Source organism: Ponticoccus sp. (in: a-proteobacteria), assembly GCF_048381735.1.
This window is the reverse complement of the sequence record NZ_JBLXGL010000002.1, coordinates 74,738-97,030: the sequence shown is the minus strand read 5'-3', so window position 1 is coordinate 97,030 and position 22,293 is coordinate 74,738. Positions and strand designations below refer to the sequence as shown.

At 67.2% G+C, this 22,293-nt stretch carries 23 protein-coding genes; 9 read left to right on the top strand and 14 right to left on the bottom strand.

What is annotated here, in order from left to right; genetic code table 11:
• Positions 1 to 50: 50 nt before the first annotated feature.
• From ACN5KJ_RS04830 to ACN5KJ_RS04820, 3 genes are read left to right on the top strand one after another with little or no spacing between them, the layout of a single operon-like run.
• A complete protein-coding gene (locus ACN5KJ_RS04830) occupies positions 51 to 1,061 on the top strand; it encodes a glycosyltransferase family 2 protein (RefSeq protein ID WP_418592322.1) in 1,011 nt (336 codons plus the stop codon).
• Positions 1,058 to 2,758, top strand: a complete 1,701-nt coding sequence (locus ACN5KJ_RS04825; RefSeq protein ID WP_418592320.1) for a beta-1,6-N-acetylglucosaminyltransferase — start codon at positions 1,058 to 1,060, stop codon at positions 2,756 to 2,758. The genes ACN5KJ_RS04830 and ACN5KJ_RS04825 overlap by 4 nt, the downstream gene beginning before the upstream one ends.
• 4 nt (positions 2,759 to 2,762) lie before the next feature.
• The gene (locus ACN5KJ_RS04820; RefSeq protein WP_418592318.1) at positions 2,763 to 4,184 is read left to right on the top strand and encodes a sulfotransferase family 2 domain-containing protein; all 1,422 of its coding nucleotides are present in this window, start codon (positions 2,763 to 2,765) and stop codon (positions 4,182 to 4,184) included.
• Positions 4,185 to 4,380: 196 nt separating this feature from the next.
• Here ACN5KJ_RS04820 and ACN5KJ_RS04815 read toward each other — a convergent pair whose 3' ends face one another.
• The 6 genes from ACN5KJ_RS04815 to ACN5KJ_RS04790 form a co-directional block, all read right to left on the bottom strand.
• Positions 4,381 to 4,845, bottom strand: coding sequence for a PTS sugar transporter subunit IIA (locus ACN5KJ_RS04815; RefSeq protein ID WP_023848516.1), 465 nt, complete (start codon positions 4,843 to 4,845; stop codon positions 4,381 to 4,383).
• 54 nt (positions 4,846 to 4,899) lie between these two features.
• Entirely contained in the window at positions 4,900 to 5,463 is a 564-nt protein-coding gene (gene hpf, locus ACN5KJ_RS04810) for a ribosome hibernation-promoting factor, HPF/YfiA family (protein WP_418592316.1), read from the bottom strand.
• A gap of 258 nt (positions 5,464 to 5,721) precedes the next feature.
• On the bottom strand, positions 5,722 to 6,480 hold the full coding sequence (lptB, locus tag ACN5KJ_RS04805) for an LPS export ABC transporter ATP-binding protein (RefSeq protein ID WP_023848514.1): 759 nt from the start codon (positions 6,478 to 6,480) through the stop codon (positions 5,722 to 5,724).
• Positions 6,481 to 6,987, bottom strand: coding sequence for a lipopolysaccharide transport periplasmic protein LptA (gene lptA, locus ACN5KJ_RS04800; protein ID WP_418592315.1), 507 nt, complete (start codon positions 6,985 to 6,987; stop codon positions 6,481 to 6,483). It lies immediately after the preceding gene.
• Complete coding sequence (gene lptC, locus ACN5KJ_RS04795; RefSeq protein ID WP_418592313.1) at positions 6,984 to 7,601, bottom strand: LPS export ABC transporter periplasmic protein LptC; 618 nt, start codon at positions 7,599 to 7,601, stop codon at positions 6,984 to 6,986. Before lptC ends, lptA begins: the two co-directional genes overlap by 4 nt.
• Before the next feature lie 13 nt (positions 7,602 to 7,614).
• Positions 7,615 to 8,229 carry a ribonuclease D gene (locus ACN5KJ_RS04790; protein WP_347167972.1) on the bottom strand — a complete coding sequence of 205 codons (615 nt, stop codon included), beginning with the start codon at positions 8,227 to 8,229 and terminating at the stop codon, positions 7,615 to 7,617.
• A gap of 890 nt (positions 8,230 to 9,119) precedes the next feature.
• Between ACN5KJ_RS04790 and ACN5KJ_RS04785 the strand changes: the two genes are divergently transcribed.
• Positions 9,120 to 9,812 carry a sugar transferase gene (locus ACN5KJ_RS04785; RefSeq protein WP_418592311.1) on the top strand — a complete coding sequence of 231 codons (693 nt, stop codon included), beginning with the start codon at positions 9,120 to 9,122 and terminating at the stop codon, positions 9,810 to 9,812.
• Between the two features lie 132 nt (positions 9,813 to 9,944).
• Here the strand turns inward: ACN5KJ_RS04785 and ACN5KJ_RS04780 are convergent, their stop codons facing one another.
• Positions 9,945 to 10,613, bottom strand: a complete 669-nt coding sequence (locus ACN5KJ_RS04780; RefSeq protein WP_418592309.1) for an OmpA family protein — start codon at positions 10,611 to 10,613, stop codon at positions 9,945 to 9,947.
• Positions 10,614 to 10,768: 155 nt separating this feature from the next.
• On the bottom strand, positions 10,769 to 11,611 hold the full coding sequence (locus ACN5KJ_RS04775) for a methylated-DNA--[protein]-cysteine S-methyltransferase (RefSeq protein ID WP_418592308.1): 843 nt from the start codon (positions 11,609 to 11,611) through the stop codon (positions 10,769 to 10,771).
• A 261-nt stretch (positions 11,612 to 11,872) separates the two neighbouring features.
• Between ACN5KJ_RS04775 and nth the strand changes: the two genes are divergently transcribed.
• From nth to ACN5KJ_RS04760, 3 genes are all read left to right on the top strand, one after another.
• Positions 11,873 to 12,517 carry an endonuclease III gene (nth, locus tag ACN5KJ_RS04770; protein ID WP_418592306.1) on the top strand — a complete coding sequence of 215 codons (645 nt, stop codon included), beginning with the start codon at positions 11,873 to 11,875 and terminating at the stop codon, positions 12,515 to 12,517.
• Positions 12,514 to 13,503 (top strand): adenosine kinase, encoded by a 990-nt coding sequence (locus ACN5KJ_RS04765; protein WP_347166140.1) that lies wholly within the window; start codon positions 12,514 to 12,516, stop codon positions 13,501 to 13,503. Before nth ends, ACN5KJ_RS04765 begins: the two co-directional genes overlap by 4 nt.
• A gap of 147 nt (positions 13,504 to 13,650) precedes the next feature.
• Positions 13,651 to 14,826 (top strand): S8 family serine peptidase, encoded by a 1,176-nt coding sequence (locus ACN5KJ_RS04760; protein WP_418592304.1) that lies wholly within the window; start codon positions 13,651 to 13,653, stop codon positions 14,824 to 14,826.
• 54 nt (positions 14,827 to 14,880) lie between these two features.
• Here the strand turns inward: ACN5KJ_RS04760 and ACN5KJ_RS04755 are convergent, their stop codons facing one another.
• The 6 genes from ACN5KJ_RS04755 to ACN5KJ_RS04730 all read right to left on the bottom strand — a co-directional run bounded on the left by ACN5KJ_RS04755 (position 14,881) and on the right by ACN5KJ_RS04730 (position 20,897).
• Entirely contained in the window at positions 14,881 to 15,354 is a 474-nt protein-coding gene (locus ACN5KJ_RS04755; protein ID WP_347166138.1) for an Hsp20 family protein, read from the bottom strand.
• 194 nt (positions 15,355 to 15,548) lie between these two features.
• Positions 15,549 to 16,343 carry a trypsin-like serine peptidase gene (locus ACN5KJ_RS04750; protein ID WP_418592302.1) on the bottom strand — a complete coding sequence of 265 codons (795 nt, stop codon included), beginning with the start codon at positions 16,341 to 16,343 and terminating at the stop codon, positions 15,549 to 15,551.
• Positions 16,344 to 16,499: 156 nt separating this feature from the next.
• Positions 16,500 to 17,858 carry a glycolate oxidase subunit GlcF gene (gene glcF, locus ACN5KJ_RS04745; RefSeq protein ID WP_418592300.1) on the bottom strand — a complete coding sequence of 453 codons (1,359 nt, stop codon included), beginning with the start codon at positions 17,856 to 17,858 and terminating at the stop codon, positions 16,500 to 16,502.
• A 1-nt stretch (position 17,859) separates the two neighbouring features.
• On the bottom strand, positions 17,860 to 18,192 hold the full coding sequence (locus tag ACN5KJ_RS04740) for a hypothetical protein (protein WP_418592299.1): 333 nt from the start codon (positions 18,190 to 18,192) through the stop codon (positions 17,860 to 17,862).
• A 7-nt stretch (positions 18,193 to 18,199) separates the two neighbouring features.
• Positions 18,200 to 19,393 carry an FAD-binding protein gene (locus ACN5KJ_RS04735; protein ID WP_418592297.1) on the bottom strand — a complete coding sequence of 398 codons (1,194 nt, stop codon included), beginning with the start codon at positions 19,391 to 19,393 and terminating at the stop codon, positions 18,200 to 18,202.
• Positions 19,394 to 19,460: 67 nt separating this feature from the next.
• Entirely contained in the window at positions 19,461 to 20,897 is a 1,437-nt protein-coding gene (locus ACN5KJ_RS04730; protein WP_418592295.1) for an FAD-linked oxidase C-terminal domain-containing protein, read from the bottom strand.
• A gap of 126 nt (positions 20,898 to 21,023) precedes the next feature.
• On the opposite strand from ACN5KJ_RS04730, the gene ACN5KJ_RS04725 reads away from it, so the two are divergent.
• The gene (locus ACN5KJ_RS04725; protein WP_418592926.1) at positions 21,024 to 21,434 is read left to right on the top strand and encodes a CopD family protein; all 411 of its coding nucleotides are present in this window, start codon (positions 21,024 to 21,026) and stop codon (positions 21,432 to 21,434) included.
• Positions 21,434 to 22,156: a DUF599 domain-containing protein gene (locus ACN5KJ_RS04720; RefSeq protein ID WP_347167970.1), complete on the top strand. Its 723-nt coding sequence runs from the start codon at positions 21,434 to 21,436 to the stop codon at positions 22,154 to 22,156. The genes ACN5KJ_RS04725 and ACN5KJ_RS04720 overlap by 1 nt, the downstream gene beginning before the upstream one ends.
• The last annotated feature ends 137 nt before the right edge of the window (positions 22,157 to 22,293 follow it).

Here is a 22,293-nt window from a genome sequence, read left to right as displayed (position 1 = left end):
AGCTGCGCCTTTGGCAGGTCGGACCACCGGCCGTTGGGGAAGATCGGCTCTTGGGCGCATGGCGGTCATACAAACTGCGGGTGCAGCGAAAACGCTGGCTGATCCGCGCCTTCCGCAAGCGCCGCGAACTGCGTCCCGTCGCCAATCGCACCGCCGATATCCGGCCCTCGGACCTGCTGGTCTTCTCGACCCAGCGCAACGAAGGTGTGCGCCTGCCGTGGTTCCTGCGCTACTACCGCGAGATGGGGGTGAACCACTTCCTCTTCGTGGACAACGACTCCACAGACGGGTCGCTCGACTACCTCGCCGGCCAGCCCGACTGTTCGGTCTGGACGACGACCGCCAGCTACAAGCGCTCGCGCTTCGGCGTGGACTGGATGAACTGGCTCTTGTTCAAATACGGCCATGGCCACTGGGCCCTGACCGTCGACCCCGATGAGCTGTTCCTCTACCCGTTCTGCGACACGCGGCCCCTGCGCGCGCTGACCGACTGGCTGGATGCCTCCTCGATCAAGTCCTTCTCGGCCATGCTGCTGGACATGTACCCAAAGGGGCGGATGGACCTGCAACCCTACAGCGCCGGGCAGGATCCCCTGGAGATCGCCAACTGGTTCGACGCGGGCAATTACGCGATCTCGAAGAACTGGAACTTCGGCAACCTCTGGATTCAGGGCGGGCCGCGGGCGCGGATGTTCTTTGCCGACACACCCGAACTGGCCCCGGCGCTGAACAAGGTGCCGCTGGTGAAATGGAACCGGCGTTATGCCTACGTGTCCTCGACCCACAACCTGCTGCCGCGTGGGCTGAACCTCGTCTACGACGAATGGGGGGGCGAGAAGGCCAGCGGCATCCTGCTGCACACCAAGTTCCTGTCGACCTTCGCCGACAAGGCCGCCGAAGAGCTGGAGCGCGGGCAGCATTACGGCGCCAGCCGCGAATACATCGCCTATGCCGAGGGGGTGAAGGACAACCCCGACCTCTGGTGCAAGTGGTCCGAGAAATACATCAACTGGCGCCAGCTCGAGATCCTCGGCCTGATGTCCAAGGGCAACTGGGCATGACCGTCGGCGTCGTCATGCTGGTGCATACGGCCTTCGACCGGGCCGAGCAGGTGGCCCGGCACTGGGCCGCCGCCGGGTGCCCGGTGGTGATCCACGTCGACAAGGCGGTGAAGACGGACCGTTACGACCGCTTCGTTCAGACGCTGTCCGATCTTGAAACGGTGCTGTTCTCGAAACGCCACCGCTGCGAATGGGGCACTTGGGGGCTGGTCGCCGCCAGTCAGGACGCCAGCGAACTGATGCTGACCCGCTTCGCGGAGGTGCGCCACGTCTACCTTGCCTCGGGGTCCTGCCTGCCGCTGCGCCCGGTCGAGGAACTGATCGACTACCTCGCCGACCGCCCGCGCACCGACTTCATCGAAAGCGCGACGACGGCGGATGTGCCATGGACGGTGGGCGGGCTGGACGAGGAACGTTTCACCCTGCATTTCCCCTTTTCGTGGCGCCGCAACCGCTACCTCTTCGATGCCTTCGTCGAGCTTCAGCGCCGCGTCGGCTATCGCCGCAGCCTGCCGAACGGGATCGTGCCGCATATGGGCAGCCAGTGGTGGTGCCTGACGCGCCAGACCCTGTCGGCGATCCTGCAAGACCCCGAACGCCGCAAGTACGACGCCTATTTCCGCCGCGTCTGGATCCCCGACGAGAGCTATTTCCAGAGCCTTGCGCGGCTTTACTCCACGAATATCGAAAGCCGCTCTCTGACCCTGTCGAAGTTCGACTTCCAGGGCAAACCGCACATCTTCTACGACGATCACCTGCAATTGCTGCGCCGCTCGGACTGCTTTGTCGCGCGCAAGATCTGGCCGCATGCGGGGCGGCTCTACGACGCCTTCCTGACCGATCCCAACCGCGCCACGTCCCGGCAGGAACCGAATCCGGGCAAGATCGACCGCATCTTCGCCAAGGCGGTGGAGCGGCGGACGCGCGGGCGGTCGGGCCTGTACATGCAATCGCGTTACCCCAACATCGGCTGGGAAAACGGCGTGACGGCGGGCAAGTATTCGGTCTTTCAGGGGTTCTCAGAGCTTTTCGAGGATTTCGAGACATGGCTGGCCCGGGCCACCGGGGCGCAGGTGCACGGGCACCTCTTCGCGAAACGCCGGGCCGAGTTCGCGGGCGGGCAGACGGTGGTGAATGGCGCGCTGTCGGACAATGCCGGGCTGCGCGACAACAACAGCAAGGCCTTCCTGACCAACCTCTTGTGGAACACGCGCGGCGAGCGGCAGTGTTTCCAGCTTGGACCGCAGGACAATATCGACATCCTCTGGGGCCTGTCGCGCGATCCCAACGCGCAGATCAGCGTGATCTCGGGCGCCTGGGCGGTGCCGCTGTTCAAGTCCAACGCCAATTTCGCCGATATCCGCGCCAAGGCCGCCGCGTTGCAGAAGATCGAAAGCGGCATGCTGGACACGCTGCGCAGTCCGGACGTCAAGGCGCGCATCCGCATTTGGTCCATGGCCGAGTTCATCGAGGCCCCGATGGAGCCCCTGCAGGTCATCATCGACGAGATCGGCCAGAAAGGCCTGCGGCGTCTGGCCGAGGCGCCACGGCTGGAGCCGCTCGCCGGCTTCGGGCAATTCCTGCAAAATCTGAAGAACCAGGGAATGCATCCCTACCTGATGGGCGATTTCCCGGTCGATATCGTCGCGCGCAACCCGGATGCGCCGCGGCGCAAGCCCTACCTGATCAAGAAGTAGCCCCATGACCCGTTTCGACTGCTTCGTGGTGTTTGCAGAAATGCGCACCGGTTCGAATTTCCTCGAAGCCAACCTGAATGCCTTCGACGGGATTTCCTGCCTCGGCGAGGTCTTCAACCCGCATTTCATCGGCTATCCCAATGCCGAGGACGTTCTGGGCATCTCGCAGGAAGAGCGGGATGCCAAACCGCATCGCCTACTGGACGCGGTGCGGGCGGCGCCTGACATGGCGGGCTTTCGCTATTTCCACGACCACGACCCCCGCGTTCTGGACGCGCTGCTGACCGATCCGAAGGTCGGCAAGGTGGTGCTGACGCGCAACCCGGTGGACAGCTACATCTCGTGGAAGATCGCGCAGGCGACGGGGCAGTGGAAGCTGACCAACGTCAAGAAACGCAAGGCCGGGCGGGCGGTCTTCGACGGGCCCGAGTTCGAGGCGCATCTGGACGCGCTGCAGGCCTTTCAGGTGCAGATCATGAACACGCTGCAACGGACGGCGCAGACGGCCTTCTACGTGGCCTACGAGGATCTGCAGGACGTGGCGGTGATGAACGGGCTGGCGGCCTGGCTGGGGTGCCCGGCGCGGCTGGACAGCCTGAACACCGCGCTGAAGCGGCAGAACCCACAGCCGGTGGCCGAGAAGGTCGAGAACTTCGAGGCCATGGCGGCCTCCCTGGCGCGGCTCGATCGTTTCAACCTGAGCCGCACGCCGAATTTCGAGCCGCGGCGCGGCGCGGCGGTGCCGACCTATTTTGCCGGGGCGAAGACGCCGCTTTTGTACATGCCCGTGCGGTCCGGGCCGGAGGCGGCGGTGCTGGGCTGGCTGGCCGCGCTGGACGGCGTGGCGGAAAAGGATCTTTCGTCCGATTTCACGCAGGGCACGCTGCGGACCTGGAAGCGCGAACGGCCCGGCCACCGCAGCTTTACCGTGATCCGGCACCCGCTGGCCCGCGCGCACGAGGCGTTTTGCGCGAAGATCCTGACCACCGAAAAGGGCAGCTTCAAGGGCATCCGCAAGACCCTGCGCCGCGCCCATGCCCTGCCGATCCCCGAGGGCGAGCCGGGGGCGGATTATGACGTCGATGCCCACCGCGAGGCCTTTACCGCCTGGCTGACCTTCGTGAAGGCGAACCTGTCCGGGCAGACGGCGGTGCGGGTGGACGGGCACTGGGCGTCGCAGGCGCAATGCATTCAGGGCATGGCCGACCACACGCTGCCGGACATGGTCGTGCGCGAGGACGAGATGGCGATGTACCTGCCCGCGCTGGCGATGCAGGCGGGGCACGAGGCGCCGCCCGATCCGCAGCCGGTTGCCACCCGCGCGCCCTTTGCGCTGGCGCAGATCTACGACGACCGGATCGAGGCGCTGGCGCGCGAAGCCTACCAACGCGACTACGACATGTTCGGCTTCGACGACTGGTCCTGAGAAGACTGGTCCTGAGAAGACTTGCCTGAGACGACTGGCCTGAGAGCGGCCCCGGCGGGCGGCACTGTTTGTGCTGGCGCGCAAAGGCGCCCACCCACCGGCCCCGGTGCAGCAAACGCAACCGCCGGCCCGGGGGCCGGCGCGTCCTGTGGTGAGATTTGGCGGATGCCGCGGGGCAGGCGCCGGAGGACGGGCCTCAGGCGGCCTTCACGGCCTCGGCTTCTGTCAGGATGGTGTAAAGCGTCGCCGGGTCCGGGTTCGCCCGCAGCTTGGCACAGAGTGCCGGATCGCGCAGCGAGCGCGAGACCAGCGCCAGCGCCTTCAGGTGCTCGACACCCGCATCCTCGGGCGCGAACAGCCCGAAGACCAAATCGACCGGCTGCCGGTCGACAGAGGTGAAATCGACGGGGCGATCCAGGAGGATGAACACCCCGGCGACCTTTTCCAGCCCCTGCAGGCGGGCGTGGGGCAGGGCAACGCCGTGCCCCACGCCGGTCGGCCCAAGCGATTCACGCTCGAGCAGGGCCTCTATCGTGGTCTGGCTGTCGAGCCCGTAGGCACTTTCTGCAAGTTCGGCGACATCGTGGAGCAGGCGTTTCTTGCTCGAGGTTGATTGGACAACCTTGATGGCGTCGCTCTTCAGAAGGTTGGTAAACTTCATGCCGTGCCTGTCATGCTGTTAAGACTTGCCCGTAGCGTGAGACCGCCCCCGGTTTTACGGGTCGATCCAGCCGATATTGCCATCGTCGCGACGGTACACGACGTTCACGCTTTCCTTCTTCTCGTTCCGGAACACCAGGACGGGCGCGCCTGCAAGTTCCATCTGCATCACTGCTTCGCCGACTGACAGCGAGGGAATCTTCGTCTCCATCTCTGCCACAATCATCGGCTGCAGCGAGTCCGGCTCGGTTTCGGCCGAATCCAGTTCTCCGGCGAGGATATACGAGGACGCGCCGAAATGTTCAACAGGACCGGTCCTGTCCTTGTGATGGTCCTTCAGGCGGCGCTTGTAGCGGCGCAGCTGCTTGTCCATCTTTTCGGTGCAGGACTCGAATGCGGCATAGATTTCGGGGGCATGGCCCTTCGCCGCGGCGTTCAGGCCGCTCGACAGATGCACGATGACTTCGCAGACATATTCGTGCGCGGCCTTTGAAAAGATCACGTTCGCATCGGTGGGGCGCTGGGAATACTTCTCCAGCATCGAGCCCAGCTCGTTTGTGACGTGGGTCTGCAGGGCTTCGCCGACGTCGATCTGCTTTCCGGTGATCTGGTAACGCATGGTGTTTCCTTTACGTCATGGTCCGATAGCGGAATGGCCCCGGGGGAGGCCCCGGTGGGATCGCTTCATATCGGACTCTAGGGAAGGTGCATGGACGCGGATCGGGGCGATCCGGCCTCGGGATCGAGGGTCATGCCGTTCAGCCTGTCAGCGTCTGGATGCACCATAACCTCATTTGAGTTGGAAAGCCCCCCTGCTGTCAATCGAAACCGTCATGCGACTGTCACCTAAGCGGGGACGGACCGTCGTTGATCTGACTCAACCGAAGCGAAAATTGTCGCCAAGGTAGACGCGGCGGACGTTTTCGTTCTGGACCACCTCTTCCGGGGTGCCGGACATCAGCACGGTGCCGTCGTGCAGGATATAGGCGCGGTCGACGATCTCCAGCGTTTCCCGCACGTTGTGGTCGGTGATCAGCACGCCGATGCCGCGCGTCTTGAGATCGGCCACGAGGTGGCGGATGTCGCCGACGCTGATCGGGTCGACCCCGGCGAAGGGTTCGTCCAGCAGCAGGTACTTGGGGTCGGCGGCAAGGCAGCGGGCGATCTCGACCCGGCGCCGCTCGCCGCCCGACAGGGCCAGCGCCGGGGCGCGGCGCAGGTGCTCGATAGAGAACTCGCCCAGCAGTTCCTCCAGCCGCTCGCGCTTCTGCTGGTTGTCGCGGACGGATATGTCCAGAACGGCGCCGATATTGTCCTCGACCGAGAGGCCGCGGAAGATCGACATTTCCTGCGGCAGATAGCCGATGCCCAGCCGCGCGCGGCGGTACATCGGCAGGTAGGTCGCGTCGCGCCCGTCGATCAGGACCTGCCCGGCGTCGGGGTTCACCAGCCCGGCAATGGCGTAGAACGAGGTTGTCTTGCCCGAGCCGTTGGGCCCGAGCAGCGCCACCACTTCGCCGCGATCCAGCCGCATGGTCACGTCGCGGATCACGACGCGCTTGCGGTAGCTCTTGCGCAGGTGGGACACGCGAAGGCCGCTGTCGCCCTCGGTCACCGTCAACTCGGGTCTGGCCAACTACTGCCCTCCGCCGGTCTGCGCATCGTCCTGCTGCTGAAGCACCGTCTTCACCCGGCCCGACATCCGCGCGGTGCCGTCTTCGAGGTCGACGGTCATCCGCTCCGAGGTCAGCGCGTTCGGCCCCTGCGTCAGCAGCACGTTGCCGGACATGACGACCTGCCCGGCCTCGATGTTGTAATCGGCGCGCTCGGCCTCTGCCGCCTCGGAGCCGCTGACCATGACGACGCCGCCGGTGGCCTCCAGCCGCTCGATCCGGCCCGCCGCTTCAGCATAGACCACCAGAACGCGCGGGGCCGACAGGCGCATATCGCCCTGTGCGATGATCACGTTGCCGGTATAAAGGGCGGTGCCGTCGGACTGGTTCACCTGCAGATGGTCCGCGGTGACCTCGACCGGGGCGCGGGTGTCCTGCTGCATCCCGCCGAACTGCACCTGTGCCCCCTGCTGGGCCATGGCAGACAGCGGAAGCGCGGCAAGGGCGGCAGCAAGGACAAGGCGCATCATTCGGCAGAACTTCCTTCTTTTGGCGGCTGATATACCAGCTTTACGCCTTCGGTGAACAGCAATTGCACATCGCCGCCCGTGCCAGAGGCCTCTATCCGCATCCGTCCCGCCTCTAGCGTGCCAAGCGGGCCCGCGCCGCTGACCGGGCCAAGGGTTTCCGCCTCTATGCGGTCCAGAACCGTCGTCATGGCATCGGTGTCCAGCGTGTAGCCGGTCGAGCTGCGTATCCGCACGCCGCCTTCCAGAAGGGCCGTCTCCGTGCTGTCGGTCAGGGTGGCGCTGAGCGCATCGAGAAGGATCTCGCTGCCGTCGGTCAGGCGCACGGCGGCGGCAAGATCGTCGGCCACGACGCGCCCGTCGCTCTGCGGGCGGACACGGGTGGCGGTCATGGTCAGGAAGTCGCCGCGCTGGGTCTTGCCGGAGTAATAGGGCGCGGACACCCCCTCGCGCGTGGTCTCGCCGTCCTGCAGGGCCTCGACGAAGGGCACGGTCTCCATCGGTTCGCGGCGATCCGACAGCAGGAAGATCGTCGACAAAAGCGCAAGCGCGACCAGCGGCAGGACGATCTTCGCCCAGGCGATCACCCGCGAGTAAAGGCCCAGGGCCCGGGCCATGGATCAGCGCGCCTCAGGCATGGGCGAAGATATCCGTGTCCGGCCAGCCTTCGAGGTCCAGCACCGCGCGCGCCGGAAGGAAGTCGAAGCAGGCCTCGGCCAGGTCGCGGCGCTCTTCGCGGTCCAGCATGGCGGTCAGGGCGTCGCGCAGGCGATGCAGGTACAGCACATCCGAGGCGGCATAGGCCATCTGCGCATCGGTCAGGGTTTCCGCGCCCCAGTCGCTGGACTGCTGCTGCTTCGAGATGTCGACGCCCAGCAGTTCCTGCGTCAGCGCCTTCAGCCCGTGCCGGTCGGTATAGGTCCGCACCAGACGGCTGGCGATCTTGGTGCACCAGACCGGCGCGGCAAGGGCGCCGAAGGTGTTGTACATGGCGGCGATGTCGAAGCGGCCATAGTGGAACAGCTTCAGAACCTCCGGGTCTTCCAGCAGGCGGGACAGGTTCGGGGCGTCGGTCTGGTCCTTCGCGACCTGTACAAGATGGGCATGCCCGTCCCCGGCCGACAGCTGCACGACGCACAGCCGGTCGCGATGGGGGTGCAGCCCCATGGTCTCGCAGTCTATGGCGACAACCGGCCCAAGGTCGAGGTCGTCGGGCAGGTCGCCCCGGTGCAGGAAGTTCGTCACGGCTGACCTTCGGAAGTTCTCGGCTTTGATGCTGGACATATCGCCGGGGCGCGGGTCTTTCAACTCTGCCCCGCCCCGGTGCAGGGGTAAAATGGGGCGATCCGATGGCAAGGCGGCGCTTCCGCGAATCGGAATCGGGCGGATTTATGGCGATGCCCGGGCAAGGTTTGGGCGCCCCGATCACGCCAAAGCCGGGTTTGTAACATTTCGTGAGGAAAGTTACTCACCTCTAGGGTGTTTTGCGCCGGGCCGCCGTCGCGGCGGTGTCTTGGGCCGGGCTGCAGGCCCGGGGGCAATCCTGCGCGGCAAGAGGGCAAGCGCATTGTTTCCCGCCAGAGGGAGAAATATCCGCGACGATAGCGGGCACTACCGCAGGGATTGTGAAGAACTTTGACCGAACCGTCAAAAAACCGGGAATTCCGGGCAAACCCGTCGGCAGGGCTGGACGGCGGCGACCGAACTGTTTCCTCCGCCCCCGCCCGGGCGTGTCCCGTCATGCGCTGGCATCAGAGGCTTCAATCGCAATTTTGCGGGTCGTTTTGAGGCGCGCAAAAGAGCGAAAAACTTCTCTTTAATCCGAATAGCCGAGACCGCAATTCAACCCAAAAGTGTATTACGTAAGCTCGGTTGACGGAAGGCAAAGGTCCATTCATAACAGCAAGGTACGGCGAATTTGACAGGATTTGGTCTCAATTTGCCGGGCTGCTGCGCTAGGGGGTTGGTGCAATAGGTGAATTGGGAGTGTGCCGTGCGCGCAGCGTCAGCTGGCGACGTCCGGACAGGCTGTGGCCGCAGGGCCGCAGAATACGCCGTTGCGGCGTGCCTTGTCCGTGACCCGCTGAACGCGGCTCTGGTTGCTCTCGTCTTTGATTGGCTCGAGGGAGGTCAATTTGTCATTATTCATGCGCCAGCCGATGCCCACGGCAGCCGAGGGACACACCCGTGCCCACACCAGCCTGACCGCTGCCTCGCACGGCCAGCTTTACCGCCATGGCCTGAAGCGCGTCCTGGACATCGTTCTGGTGCTCCTCACCGCCGTGCCCGCCCTGATCGTGGTGCTGTTCTGTGCCCTGCTGGTGGCGCTGGACGGGAAATCGCCGTTCTACACGCAACTTCGCGTCGGCCGGGACGGTCGGACCTTCCGCATGCTCAAGCTGCGCTCGATGGTGCCCGATGCCGATGCCCTGCTGGCCAAGCACCTGCAGGACGACCCGGCGGCCCGGGCCGAATGGGCGCATTCGCAAAAGCTGCGCAACGATCCCCGGATCACATGGATTGGCCGGATCATCCGCAAGTCCTCGCTGGACGAGCTGCCGCAGCTGTGGAACGTCCTGATCGGCGACATGAGCCTTGTCGGTCCGCGCCCCATGCTGCCCTGCCAGACCGGCATGTACCCCGGCATGGCCTATTACGCACTGCGCCCCGGTCTGACCGGTTTCTGGCAGATCTCGGTGCGGCACGAGAGCTCTTTCACCGAGCGCGCCCGCTATGACACGGCCTACCTGTGGGAGCTTTCGCTGCGCACGGATATCGGCGTGATGCTTCGCACCGTACAGGTGGTGCTGCGCGGCACTGGCTGCTGACCGGCCGACCGCCGGAGGCCGCGCGCGCAGCGACGCGCGGGCCGACACAGGGCCAGCCCGCACCAATCCTCGCACAGAAAAACGCCGCGGCCTGGGCCGCGGCGTTTCTGTTTGTCCGAAGCGACGCCTGGATCAGGCGTTCGGCAGGATCACGATTTCGACCCGGCGGTTCTGCGCCTTGCCGGCAGAGGTCAGGTTCGACGCGATGGGCTGATCCTCGCCACGGCCGATGACGCTGAGACGCGAGGACGGCACACCCTCGGAGACCAGCACGTTGGCGACCGACTGGGCGCGGCGCTGCGACAGGTTCAGGTTGTAGGATGCCTCGCCGTCAGAGTCGGTGTGGCCGATGACCTGCGCGGTGGTGTTGGGGTAGGCCAGCAGGCTCTGGCCGACGTCGCGCAGGTCGGAGACCAGCGTCGGGCGCAGGGTTGCGCTGTCGGTGGCAAAGAGGATGTCCTGCGGCATGGTGACGATCAGGCGGTCGCCGGTGTTGCGGATGTCGACCTCGGACCCCAGCTGCTGGCGCAGCTCGGCGGCCTGCTTGTCCAGCTGGTTGCCGATGGCGGCACCGGCGGCTGCGCCGACGAGGGCGCCCGCGACAGTGGCGCGGTTGCGTTCGCCGACATCGCTGCCACCCGCGGCGCGGCCTGCGAGGGCACCGGCGGCGGCTCCCAGCAGGGCGCCCTGCTTGGCCTTCTGGTTCGGGTCGTTCTGGAACATGCCGCTGCCATCGGTACAGCCGGCCAGGGCCAGCGCCAGGCCGGCGGTGATCAGGATAGGTTTGCGAGCTCGGATCATGGGTCTACTGTGCCTCTTCCGCGTTGGGATAGCATGCCCGCTTGGCGGACATTTGCTCATACGTAAACCCTATGTAGAGGGGCTGCGACAGCTGTCACCGGGAAAATCGGAAAACCGGCGCCAATCGGCGGAATAGCGCCCGAAAACAAGGGGTCTCAGGCCTCCAGCCGGGCGGATTCCCACGCCAGGATGGCGCGCTTGACCGGAAGGCCCCAGTGGTAGCCGCCCAGCCCGCCGGATTTGCGCAGCGCGCGGTGACAGGGGATCAGGTAGCTGATCGGGTTGCGGCCGACCGCCGTGCCGACCGCCCGCACCGCCTTGGGATGGCCCACCGCCTGCGCAATTTCCGAGTAGGTGGTCACATGGCCCGAAGGGATCTGCATCAGCGCCTCCCAGACCTTGATCTGGAACGGCGCCCCGATCATGTAAAGCGGCACCGGCCCGTCCTGCGCGACGCCGAAGGCCCTTAGGACCCAGGGGCGCAGGCGCATCGGATCCTCGGTGAAAAGGGCCTTGGGCCAGCGCGAGACGAGGTCTTCCATGGCCGCCTCTTCCGTGGTCTCTGCGGCAAAGGCGATGCCGCAGAGACCCTTCTCGGTGCCCATGACCAGCGCCGGGCCGAAGGGACTTTCGAACCAGCCCCAGTAGATCACCAGCCCCTCGCCGGCGCGGGCGAAGTCGCCGGGGCTCATGGCCTCCCAGCGCAGGAAGAGGTCGTGCAGGCGCCCGCTGCCCGACAGGCCGGTGGCCAGCGCCGTGTCCAGCGTGGTGAAGCGATCCGCCAGCAGGCATTTGGCATGGCCCAGGGTCAGGTACTGGCGGTATCGTTTCGGAGAGACCCCGGCCCAGGCGCTGAAGAGGCGCTGGAAATGCGCCGCGCTCATGCCCATCTCTGCCGCGATCTGATCCAGAGAGGCCTGCGGGCCAAGGCGGTCGACCGCCTCGATGGCGCGGCCCATGACCTTGTAGTGATAGCTGTCGGTGTCGTCCCTGGGCATCGTCTCTCTCCGTCGCGGATGGCGTCAGGATAGCCCGGCGCAGGCTCTGCCGCGACCCGGATGTTGCGCAAGCGGCCGCCCGGGCCAGAGGTATTTGGGCCAAGAAGAAGCAGGGGGGGGCGGCCCCGGGGCGGCTGTCGGTCCGTTTTGCGCATTTTTGCAGGGAAGGCGCCGGGCGGTGTGGCCCTGCGGCGATCTGGGTTGCCATGGGCGCGCGGCTTTGCCTTGCGGCGCGCTGCGGCAATTGGCATGAGGGGCCGCATGGCGAAACAGCTCGATTATCACACTCTGCGAGAGATCTTCACGCGCTTCCGCGATGCCGAGCCGGAGCCGAAGGGTGAATTGAACCACGTCAACGCCTATACGCTGGTCGTGGCGGTGGCGCTTTCGGCGCAGGCCACGGATGCCGGGGTGAACCGGGCCACGGCGCGGCTTTTCGAGATCGCCGATACCCCGGACAAGATGCTGGCGCTTGGCGAAGAGGGGGTCATCGAGCATATCAAGACCATCGGCCTGTTCCGCAACAAGGCGAAGAACGTCATCAAGCTGAGCCGCATCCTTGTCGAGGAGTACGGCGGCGTGGTGCCCTGTTCGCGGGCCGCGCTGGAAAGCCTGCCCGGTGTCGGGCGCAAGACCGCCAATGTGGTGCTGAACATGTGGTGGCACTATCCGGCGCAGGCGGTGGACACGCATATCTTCCGCCTCGGCAATCGCACCGGCATCTGCCCCGGCAAGGACGTGGTCGCCGTCGAGCGCGCCATCGAGGATCACATCCCGGTCGATTTCCAGCAGCATGCCCATCACTGGATGATCCTGCACGGCCGTTACATCTGTGTCGCGCGCAAGCCCAAATGCGGGGCCTGCCTGATTCGCGACCTCTGCCCCTTCGAGGAGAAGACCCAATGAAGAAGTACCAGGTTGTCGGCATCGGCAACGCCGTCGTCGACGTTCTGACCCGCGCCGACGACAGCTTTCTCGAACATATGGGCGTCACCAAGGGCATCATGCAGCTGGTGGAGCGCGAGCGCGCCGAGACGCTGTATGGCGCGATGGAGAGCCGCGTGCAGGCGCCCGGCGGTTCGGTCGCGAATACCCTGGCCGGGATCGGCAACCTTGGCCTGCGGACCGCCTTCATCGGGCGCGTGCACGACGATACGCTGGGCCGTTTCTACGCCGAGGCCATGGCGAAGGACGGCACCGATTTCGTGAACCCGCCGGTGCCGGGTGGCGAGCTGCCGACCTCGCGGTCGATGATTTTCGTCTCGCCGGACGGCGAGCGGTCGATGAACACCTACCTGGGCATCTCGGCCGAGCTTGGCCCCGATGACGTCGCCGAAGCGGTGGCGGGCGAGGCAGAGGTGGTCTTTCTGGAAGGCTACCTCTTCGACAAGCCCAAGGGCAAAGAGGCCTTCCTGAAGGCGGCGCGGGCCTGCCGGGCGGCGGGCGGCAAGGCCGGGATCGCGATTTCCGACCCCTTCTGCGTCGAGCGGCATCGCACCGACTTCCTGACGCTCATCGAGGACGAGATGGACTTCGTGATCGGCAACGAGGCCGAGATCCGCTCGCTCTACCAGAACGACGACCTGGAGGCCGACCTTGCCGCGGTGGGTGCGATCTGCCCGCTGGTGGTCTGCACGCGGTCGGGGGACGGGGTGACGATCCTGCACGAGGGCACGCGCACCGACGTGCCGGTGAAGAAGGTCGTGCCGGTGGATGCCACCGGGGCGGGCGACCAGTTCGCCGCCGGGTTCCTCTACGGGCTGGTCACCGGCTGCGACATGGGCCGGGCCGGGGCCATGGGCACGGTTGCGGCGGGCGAGGTCATCGGCCACATGGGGCCGCGCCCCGAGGCGAACCTTCAGGCGCTCTTTCGCCAAAAGGGCCTGATCTGAGCGGAGCCACGCCGGCTCTGCCGGTCGGGCCCCGGGGGCGGCAGGCGGATTTCACGCCTTTTTCACGTAGCACCCCTTTTGCATTTCCGGCGGCCCTGTAGCCTGAAACCCTGACCGGCGCGGTCGGGTTTCGGGTTTGGGGATTTCATGACGACCTATATCTTGCTCAGGGACCGAAGCGGCAACTGGCGCCGCCCCGCCGTGTCGCTTGGGCCACGGATCGAGCCGCGCGACCCGGCCCGGCCCGCCGAGCCCTTCATCGAGGTTGCGGACCTGTCGCCCGGCGATCTGCGCGCGGCCATGCGCGACGGGGCCGTGCTGACCGCCAGCCCCGCCATGCCGACCCGGTTGATCAGCCCGGCGCCGCTGGACGGGCTGCGCGACGATTCCGCCGAGGCCGGCTGGGGCCTGCGCGCCATCGGGGCCGATTGCACGCCGCTCTGCGGGCAGGGTGCGCGGGTGGCGCTGCTGGATACCGGGCTGGATGCCGCGCACCCGGCCTTTCACGGGGTCACGGTGACGGGCCGGGACTTCGCCGGGACGGGGCTGGAGGATGCCAATGGCCATGGCACCCATGTGGCGGCCACGATCCTGGGTCGCGACCTTGGCGGGGTCCGCATCGGCGTGGCCCGGGGGGTCACGGAACTGCTGGTCGGCAAGGCCCTTTCGGACAACGGTCTGGGGCGCTCCGACGATTTCCTGAACGCGGTGCTCTGGGCCCTGCAGGAAAAGGCCGATGTGCTGGGGTTCTCGCTGTGTTTCGACACCGTCGCCCATGTCATGGCCCTGATCGAGGAGGGCTATCCGCAAAGCCTTGCCACCGCCTCTGCGGTGCATGCCTATCGCGGCAACCTGCGGGTCTTCGAGATGATCCTCGACATGCTCGGCGGCGGCTCGGGCACGCTGATCCTTGGCGCCGTGGGCAACGACAGCCTTCGGGTGATCTCGGAGGGCTTCGAGACCGGCCCGGCGGCCCCGGCGGCGGCGCGCGGGGTGCTGTCGGTTGCGGCGCTGGGACGGGACGAGGGCGCCCTGACCCCGGCGCCCTTCTCGAACCTCGGGGCGGCGCTCTGCGCCCCCGGAGAGGGGGTGGTCTCTGCGGCGATGGGGGGCGGAACGCGGGTGCTGAACGGTACCTCGATGGCGATGGCGCATGTGGCGGGGATCGCGGCGCTTTGGGTGCAGCGGCTGCACGAGGGCAAAGAGGCCGTGACCGCCCTCAGTCTTGCGGCCCGGCTGATCGGCGGCGCCACCCGCAGCGGGCTGGGCCCGGCGGCCTCCCGTGTGGACATCGGCCACGGGCGGGTGCAGGCGCCGCGCTGACAGCAATAAGGCCCCGGCGGTTGCCGGGGCCCGGTCTGTGCGCGGCGCGACGGGTCAGTTGACCGTTTCGGCGTCCACCACGTCTTTCTGGACGGCCACCGACTGCGGGCGAGCGATCTCGATCCGGCGCGGCTTCAGCGCCTCGGGGATCTCGCGTTGCAGGTCGATGTGCAGCATGCCGTTTTCATGCAGGGCGCCCGAGACGCGGACATGGTCGGCCAGATGGAAGCGGCGCTCGAAGGCGCGGGTGGCAATGCCGCGGTGCAGGAAGCTGCGGCCTTCGTCCTCTTCGGCCTTGCGGGCCGAGACGACCAGCGCCTGCTCCTTCACCTCGACCGACAGGTCGCTTTCGGCGAAGCCGGCCACGGCGATCGAGATGCGGTAGGCGTCATCCGCCGTCTTCTCGATGTTGTAGGGGGGGTAGCCCGCCTGCGTGGTGTCGCTGGCCAGAACGCGGTCCATCATCTGGGCGATCTGGTCGAACCCGACGGTCGAGCGGTAGAGCGGTGCAAAATCGAAATGTCGCATGGAATCCTCCGTTGAGCGATCCTGTTCAAGTGCGGCGCCTTCCCATGGGGGACAGGCGTCTTGGGGTGTGCGGGACCCTGTCGCAGGCATCCCGGTCTCCTTGATTTGGGAAGTGTTCCGGCGGTTTCAAGTGCGCCGGCCGCGCGTTTTCTTGCAAAGAAAACGGTCCGAAATCTTTGCAAGATTTCGGCGCGTCAGGGCCGGATGAAGCGGGCGCCCGTGTCGCGGCGGGTGCCCGCCTGCATCGGTTCCAGCCCCGCCCCGCTGTCCGCCTGCGCCTCCAGTTCGGCGCGCAGCCTGGCCAGCGGTTCGGCAAGGTCCAGCGCCAGCGAGACCGGCGCGCCGTTGGCCTCGGCCTTGGCCGAGACGACCGAGACGATGCGCGCCAGCCCGTCCTCTCCGAAGCGGAACACCGGAGAGCCGGAGGCGCCGAAGTCCACGGTGCAGGACAGGATCAGGATCGCATCCTGCAGCGAGATCACGTCGCACAGCTCTTGCAGGGAGGGCGCCTCAGAGCGGTCATGGGCGTAGGAGACGACGCCGACGCGGTCGCCGGTGCCGGGCCGGGGGCCGGTGTCGAAGGGGGTGACGGTGGTGTTGCGGATCGGGTGTTGCAGGCGGATCAGGGCAAGGTCGCGGCTGACGCGCCGCGCGTCCGAGGGGGCGTCGTAGGCATAGTCCGGGTGGGCGACCGCGCGGCGCACGCGACGGTAGGCGGCGGCCCGTCCGTTGCGCCATCCCGCCAGGAACTGGATCTGGTCCTCCGGCACCCGCGCGCCGGTTTCGGCGTCAAAGAGGCAATGCGCGGCGGTCACGACGATATCCGGCGCGATCAGGGCGCCGGTGCAGAAGGCCTTGCCCGCGAGTTCCAGCCGTCCGACGGCTTCCCATTGCCGTCCGTCCTGCCGCGAGCCCATCGACAACAGGCCCTCTGCCGGGGCCATGCCACCCCAGAGCAGCAAAAGGACGGAAAGGAGTAATCGGTTCATTGGCATCCCGCGCATCTGCCAAGGGCTCTAGGCGCAGTCTTGGGCGAAAATGCGGCAAACGCCGCCCGGGGACGCCACGTCAGCGGGATCGCGCGCGGCCCCCTTGGGCCAAGAACGCGTCCCCTCATCCCGAAACCGCAGGCCGGCGCCGTACTGTCACCCTGGGCCCCCCAGCGCGCGCGGCTTCGGCCCGCCACTTGCCCAGTCCAGCAACTCGACGCTGTGAACGACGGGGATTCCGGTGCCAGAGCCGATCTGCATCATGCAGCCGATATTGCCCGCCGCGATGACATCGGGCGCCTTGGCCTCCAGCGTCCGGACCTTGCGGTCCTTCAGCTGGCCGGAAATCTCCGGCTGCATCAGGTTGTAGGTGCCCGCGGAGCCGCAGCACAGATGCGAATCCGCCGGTTCCACCACCTCGAACCCGGCGGCCTTCAGCAGCGCCTTGGGGTGGTCCTTGATCTTCTGCCCGTGCTGCAGCGAACAGGCGGCGTGATAGGCCACCCGGATCGGCCCGCCGTCGGGGCGCCCGCCCGGCGCCGCCTCGGTGCCCGCGATCTCGGTCCGGGCAGGGGTGGCCGCGCGCAGCGGCGCCTCTGGCATCAGCTGCGCCAGAACCTCGCTGACGTCCCGCGCGATGCCCGCGACCCGCGCCGCGTCCCCGGCCATGTCCGAGTTGCGGAACATATGGCCGTAGTCCTTCACGGTGGTGCCGCAGCCCGAGGTGTTGATGACGATGGCATCAAGGCCCGCGCCGTCCATCTCAGCCACCCAGGCGCGGATGTTCTGCGCCGCCGTGCCGTGGCTTTCGGCTGTCTTGCCCATGTGATGCGTCAGCGCCCCGCAGCAGCCCGCGCCCCGGGCCACGACCACCTCGCAGCCCAGCCGGGTCAGCAGGCGGATGGTGGCGTCGTTGATGTCGGTGTTCAGCGCCTTCTGCGCGCAGCCGGTCATCAGCGCGACGCGCATCCGGCGCGCGCCCTTGGGGGCAAAGCTCTGCGGGTCGTCGTTGCGCGACACAGGCGGGATCCGCTTCGGCGCCATGGCCAGCATGGCGCGCAGGCGCGGGTCGGGCAGGAAGCGGGCGAAGGGCCGCCCGATCCTGGCGCCCAGCAGGGCCAGCCGGAAGCGCCCCGGATAGGGCAGGATGCGCGCCAGCAGCCAGCGCAGGGCGCGGTCGCTCCATGGCCGGTCATAATGCGTCTCGATATACTCGCGGGCGTGGTCGACCAGATGCATATAATGCACGCCCGAGGGGCAGGTCGTCATGCAGGCAAGGCAGGACAGGCAGCGGTCGATGTGCTTGACCGTCTTTTCGTCCGGCACACGCTCGTTTTCCAGCATGTCCTTGATCAGGTAGATGCGGCCGCGCGGGCTGTCCAGCTCGTCGCCCAGCACCTGGTAGGTCGGGCAGGTGGCGGTGCAGAACCCGCAATGCACGCAGGTCCGCAGGATCTGGTTGGCGCGCGCGGTGCCGGGGTCGGTCAGCTGCTCGGGAGTAAACGTCGTCTGCATGTCACACCATCAGTCGCGCCGTGGCGAGTCCGAACCACGGCAGGGTCGTTGCAAGGAGGGCGATCACCGTCACCCAGCGGCGGGCCTGCGGCGCGCGGCGCATCACGGCCAGGGCGACCATGGCCACCGCCAGCACCCAGCCCAGCCAGATCAGGCCCAGCGACAGCACCGGGCGCCCGCCCTGGAACCGCAGCGCCAGCGTCATCGAGACCACGACCGCCCCGGCCAGCACAAGCAGCACAAACAGGCTGCGGGGCAGGGCCAGCAGGGCCGAGCACAGCAGCGGGCCACCGACGAAGCTGACCAGGAAGGAGATCAGAAGCGGCGCGCTCATGCCGGGCTCATGCCATCAGGCCGGGGTTGAGGATGCCGCGCGGGTCGAACCGCTGCCGCAGCGCCGCCGTCAGGGCGGCAAGGGCCGCGGGCTCCGGCTGGAAGCGGGGGACCTGCGTGGCAACCGGCTCGGGCGCCTTCACCAGCGTCACATGCCCGCGCAGGCGGGTCGCGGCATCCGGGGCGATCATCCTCTCCTGAAGGCCGCGATGCACCGCCACGGCGGTCGCCCAGGGATCGCCGGTGCCGAAGTGCGCGGCGCAAGCATCCAGCTGCGCCACCGTCATGCCCAGCCAGCACAGCCCGCCGCCCCAGTCGAGCTGGTAGTCGAAGCCCATCTCCCGCGCGGCGGGCTCCAGCAGGGCCGGCACCATGTCGCGGGGCGCCATGGACAGCTTCCAGACCAGCGGATGGTCCTTCAGCGCCGCCACGTCGCGCAACGCGCGCCATGTCTCACCCACATCTGCGCGGTCGATCTCTGCGCCGCGCCCGGCGAAAAGCGCCGCCAGCCGCTCGGCGCGGTAGCCGACAGAGCCGTCAAATCCCTCGATCCGCAGCACCACGCACCCGGCCTCGGGCCGGTAGGCCGCCCCGTTCACGTCGAAAGGAGAGCCAAGCGCCGCCGACATCACCGCCACCGCCTCCGCCGGTGTCGCCACCGGAACCGCCAGCGAGGCCGCGGCCTCGGGCGCGGGCAGCACCTTCAGGCTGACCTCGGACAGCACGCCCAGCGTGCCCCGGGATCCGGCCATCAGCTTGACCAGGTCGTAGCCGGTGACGTTCTTCATCACCCGCCCGCCGTTCTTGACCAGGGTGCCGCGCCCGTCGACGAAGCGCACTCCAAGGCAGAAATCCCGCGCCGCGCCCGCCTGTATCCGGCGCGGTCCGCTGACATTCGCCGCCACCACCCCGCCGACCGTCGGCGCGCCGGTGCCGCCCAGCAGCACGCGGTGATCCATCGGCTCGAAGGCCAGCCGCTGCCCCTCACGCTCCAGCGCCGCCTCGATCTCGGCCAGCGGCGTGCCCGCCCGCGCCACCAGCGTCAGGGCGCCCGGCTCGTAAAGCGTGATGCCCGACAGGCCACCGGTCTCCAGTACCTCGCCCGGCACCGCGCCGCCGCGCGTGCCGCCGCCGCGAATGGCCAGCGGCCCCTGCGCGCCCGCCACCGCCTCGGCCAGATCCGCCTCGCTTTCCGGTCTCATGCTGCCCTCGTGTTTCTTCTTGGTCCAAATACCCTCGGGGGGCCCGAAGGGCGGGGGCAGGGCCCCCTCATCCCGTCGCCCGGCGCGACGCGCTGGCCTCCAGCGGAAAGACCTTCGCCGGGTTCAGCAGCCACGCGGGGTCGAAGACGTCCTTCACCGCCATCTGCGCTTCCAGATCCTCGGGCGCGTATTGGTGGCTCATCAGGTCGCGCTTCTCGATGCCCACGCCATGCTCTCCGGTCAGGCAGCCGCCGACCTCGACGCAGAGCTTCAGGATCTCGGCGCCGAATTGCTCGCACAGTTCCAGCTGGCCGGGCTGGTTGGCGTTGAACAGGATCAGCGGGTGCATGTTGCCGTCGCCCGCGTGAAAGACATTGGCGACGTCGAGGCCGAAGTCCTTCGACATCTCGCCGATGCGGCGCAGCACGTAGGGCAGTTCGTTGACCGGGATCGTGCCGTCGAGGCACATGTAGTCGTTGATGTTGCCCATGGCGCCGAAGGCCGACTTGCGGCCCAGCCAGATCCGCGCCGACTCGTCCGCCGATTTCGCCTCGCGCAGTTCGACAGGGTCGTGGCGGCGGGCGATCTCTGTGATCTTTTCCAGCTGCTCGGCGATCTCGGCCTCCGAGCCCTCGACCTCGACGATCAGTAGCGCCTCGCAATCGGGATAGCCCGCCTTGGCGAAATCCTCGGTGGCGCGGATGCAGGGGGCGTCCATGAACTCGATCGCCACCGGCAGCACGCCGGCCTTGATGATGTCCGACACGCAGGCGCCGGCCACCTCGTTCGAGGCATAGCCGATCAGCACGGGCCGCGCGCCCTCGGGCTTGGGCAGGATGCGCAGGGTCGCCTCCGTCACCACGCCCAGCTGGCCCTCGCTGCCGCAGACGACACCCAGCAGGTCCAGCCCGCCCGCGTCCAGATGCGCGCCGCCCAGTTCGACCACGGTGCCGTCCATCAACACCATGGTCACGCCCAGCAGGTTGTTGGTGGTCACGCCGTACTTCAGGCAATGCGCCCCGCCCGAGTTCATCGCGATATTGCCCGCGATGGCACAGGCCAGCTGCGACGAGGGGTCGGGGGCGTAGAAGAAATCGTTCTCTTCCACCGCGCCGGTGACCGACAGGTTCGTGCGCCCGGTCTGGACGCGGATGAAGCGGCTGTCGTAGTCGGTTTCCAGCACCGCGTTCATGCGCGCCACGCCGAGGATGACGCTGTCCGCCGTGGGCAGCGACCCGCCCGCAAGCGAGGTCCCGGCGCCGCGCGGCACCACCGGCACGCCCTCCTCGAAGCAGACCTTCAGCACCGCCGCGACCTCTTCGGTGGTGGCGGGCAGCACCACGGCCAGCGGCGGGCAGCGATAGGCGGTCAGCGCGTCGCATTCATAGGCACGGGTCTCGGCCTCGTCGGTGATCAGCGCATCGGCGGGCAGTACCGCAGAAAGGCGCTCGGCAATGCGCGCCTTGGCATCCAGGACGCGGGCATTCGGTTCGGGCATCTGCATGGTCGGGCCTCCCTCTCTGCCGGAAATCCGGGCAATTGGTAAACTCATATAACCAAAATAGCCTTTTGACGAGAGCCAATGCTGCGGCATCTTGCGCTTTGCCGCCTTGGTGGGTCATCTGCGCCCATGGCCTGGGTCAAGATCATACATATTCTCTGCGTCATGGGGTGGATGACCTCCATCTTCGCGGTGCCGCGCGCGCTGATCTACTGGAAGCGCGAACACGCGCGGCTGGGCGAGAACGGCCCGCTGGGCGACCTGACTTTCCGGCTTTACCGCTTTTCCTTCGGGCTGGGGGTGATCGCCATCGTCACCGGCCTCTGGTACGGCACATGGCTGGGCTGGCCCGCGTGGCTGCACCTGAAGGCGACGCTGGTGCTGGTGCTGGCGGCACATTACCTCTGGACCGGCAAGCTGGTGCGCCGCGCGCAGGCCGGAGAGTTCCGCGAAAGCGACATGTTCCTGCGCATCTTCAACGAGGTCTCGGTCTTCATCGTCATCGCCGTGCTCTGGGCCGTTGTCGCCCAGCCGTTCTGATGGACGCGCGCTATCTCAACGCCTTCACCGTCCTGGATTACGCGGCGCTTGCGCTGCTGCTGCTGGCGTGGCTCGGGTCGAGCTGGATCATCGAGCATCCGCCCGCCGCGCGCCCCTCGACCTCGAAGATCATGGCGCAGTATCGACGGGTCTGGATGGTGGCCTTCCTGCACCGCGACCCGCGCATCTTCGACAGCCAGATCGTCAACAGCCTGCGGCAAAGCACGGCCTTCTTCGCCTCGGGCAGCATGATCGCCATCGGCGGGGGCTTTGCCCTGCTGGGCAATGCCGAGCGGTTGCGCGGCGTGGCACAGGATCTGACGCAGGCGACGGACCCGGTGATCGTCTGGGAGATCAAGATCTTCGTCATGCTGGGCTTCGCCGTGAACGCCTTCCTGAAGTTCGTCTGGTCGCACCGGCTGTTCGGCTATTGCTCGATCCTGATGGCGGCGGTGCCCAACGACCCCGAGGACCCGGTGGCCCTGCCGCGCGCCCAAAAGGCCGGAGAGATCAACGTCACGGCGGGGCGCGGCTACAATCGCGGCCTGCGGTCGGTCTATTTCGGCATCGCGAGTGCCGCCTGGCTGGCGGGGGCGGTGCCGCTGTTCGTGGCGACCCTGTTCACGCTGGGCGTGGTGCTGCGCCGCGAGTTCACCGCCGAATCGCGCGCGATCCTGCTGGAGACGACGGACGGCATGCCGGTGTTTCCGCCGAAGAAGTGAACCGCGATCGGGGCCTACATCGGGGTACTCGGATCAAAAAAACTGTCACCCCAAGCGATGAGCCGCGCCATCGACGGGCCTTGGCGCGGCGATCCTACCTTTCAGGAAGGCAGTTTATCCCGGCAAAGTCCGTACGG

Bases quoted from the DNA above. Each gene is read 5' to 3' on its own strand.
- hpf (WP_418592316.1), bottom strand. From the start codon at position 5,463: ATGCGTTACCAGATCACCGGAAAGCAGATCGACGTCGGCGAAGCCCTG.
- ACN5KJ_RS04815 (WP_023848516.1), bottom strand. From the start codon at position 4,845: ATGAAGTTTACCAACCTTCTGAAGAGCGACGCCATCAAGGTTGTCCAA.
- lptC (WP_418592313.1), bottom strand. From the start codon at position 7,601: ATGGCCCGGGCCCTGGGCCTTTACTCGCGGGTGATCGCCTGGGCGAAG.
- ACN5KJ_RS04740 (WP_418592299.1), bottom strand. From the start codon at position 18,192: ATGAGCGCGCCGCTTCTGATCTCCTTCCTGGTCAGCTTCGTCGGTGGC.
- ACN5KJ_RS04725 (WP_418592926.1), top strand. From the start codon at position 21,024: ATGGCCTGGGTCAAGATCATACATATTCTCTGCGTCATGGGGTGGATG.
- ACN5KJ_RS04730 (WP_418592295.1), bottom strand. From the start codon at position 20,897: ATGCAGATGCCCGAACCGAATGCCCGCGTCCTGGATGCCAAGGCGCGC.
- ACN5KJ_RS04735 (WP_418592297.1), bottom strand. From the start codon at position 19,393: ATGAGACCGGAAAGCGAGGCGGATCTGGCCGAGGCGGTGGCGGGCGCG.
- ACN5KJ_RS04820 (WP_418592318.1), top strand. From the start codon at position 2,763: ATGACCCGTTTCGACTGCTTCGTGGTGTTTGCAGAAATGCGCACCGGT.
- ACN5KJ_RS04765 (WP_347166140.1), top strand. From the start codon at position 12,514: ATGAAGAAGTACCAGGTTGTCGGCATCGGCAACGCCGTCGTCGACGTT.
- ACN5KJ_RS04775 (WP_418592308.1), bottom strand. From the start codon at position 11,611: ATGCCCAGGGACGACACCGACAGCTATCACTACAAGGTCATGGGCCGC.
- lptA (WP_418592315.1), bottom strand. From the start codon at position 6,987: ATGATGCGCCTTGTCCTTGCTGCCGCCCTTGCCGCGCTTCCGCTGTCT.
- nth (WP_418592306.1), top strand. From the start codon at position 11,873: ATGGCGAAACAGCTCGATTATCACACTCTGCGAGAGATCTTCACGCGC.
- ACN5KJ_RS04825 (WP_418592320.1), top strand. From the start codon at position 1,058: ATGACCGTCGGCGTCGTCATGCTGGTGCATACGGCCTTCGACCGGGCC.
- ACN5KJ_RS04755 (WP_347166138.1), bottom strand. From the start codon at position 15,354: ATGCGACATTTCGATTTTGCACCGCTCTACCGCTCGACCGTCGGGTTC.
- ACN5KJ_RS04780 (WP_418592309.1), bottom strand. From the start codon at position 10,613: ATGATCCGAGCTCGCAAACCTATCCTGATCACCGCCGGCCTGGCGCTG.
- glcF (WP_418592300.1), bottom strand. From the start codon at position 17,858: ATGCAGACGACGTTTACTCCCGAGCAGCTGACCGACCCCGGCACCGCG.
- ACN5KJ_RS04760 (WP_418592304.1), top strand. From the start codon at position 13,651: ATGACGACCTATATCTTGCTCAGGGACCGAAGCGGCAACTGGCGCCGC.
- ACN5KJ_RS04750 (WP_418592302.1), bottom strand. From the start codon at position 16,343: ATGAACCGATTACTCCTTTCCGTCCTTTTGCTGCTCTGGGGTGGCATG.
- ACN5KJ_RS04720 (WP_347167970.1), top strand. From the start codon at position 21,434: ATGGACGCGCGCTATCTCAACGCCTTCACCGTCCTGGATTACGCGGCG.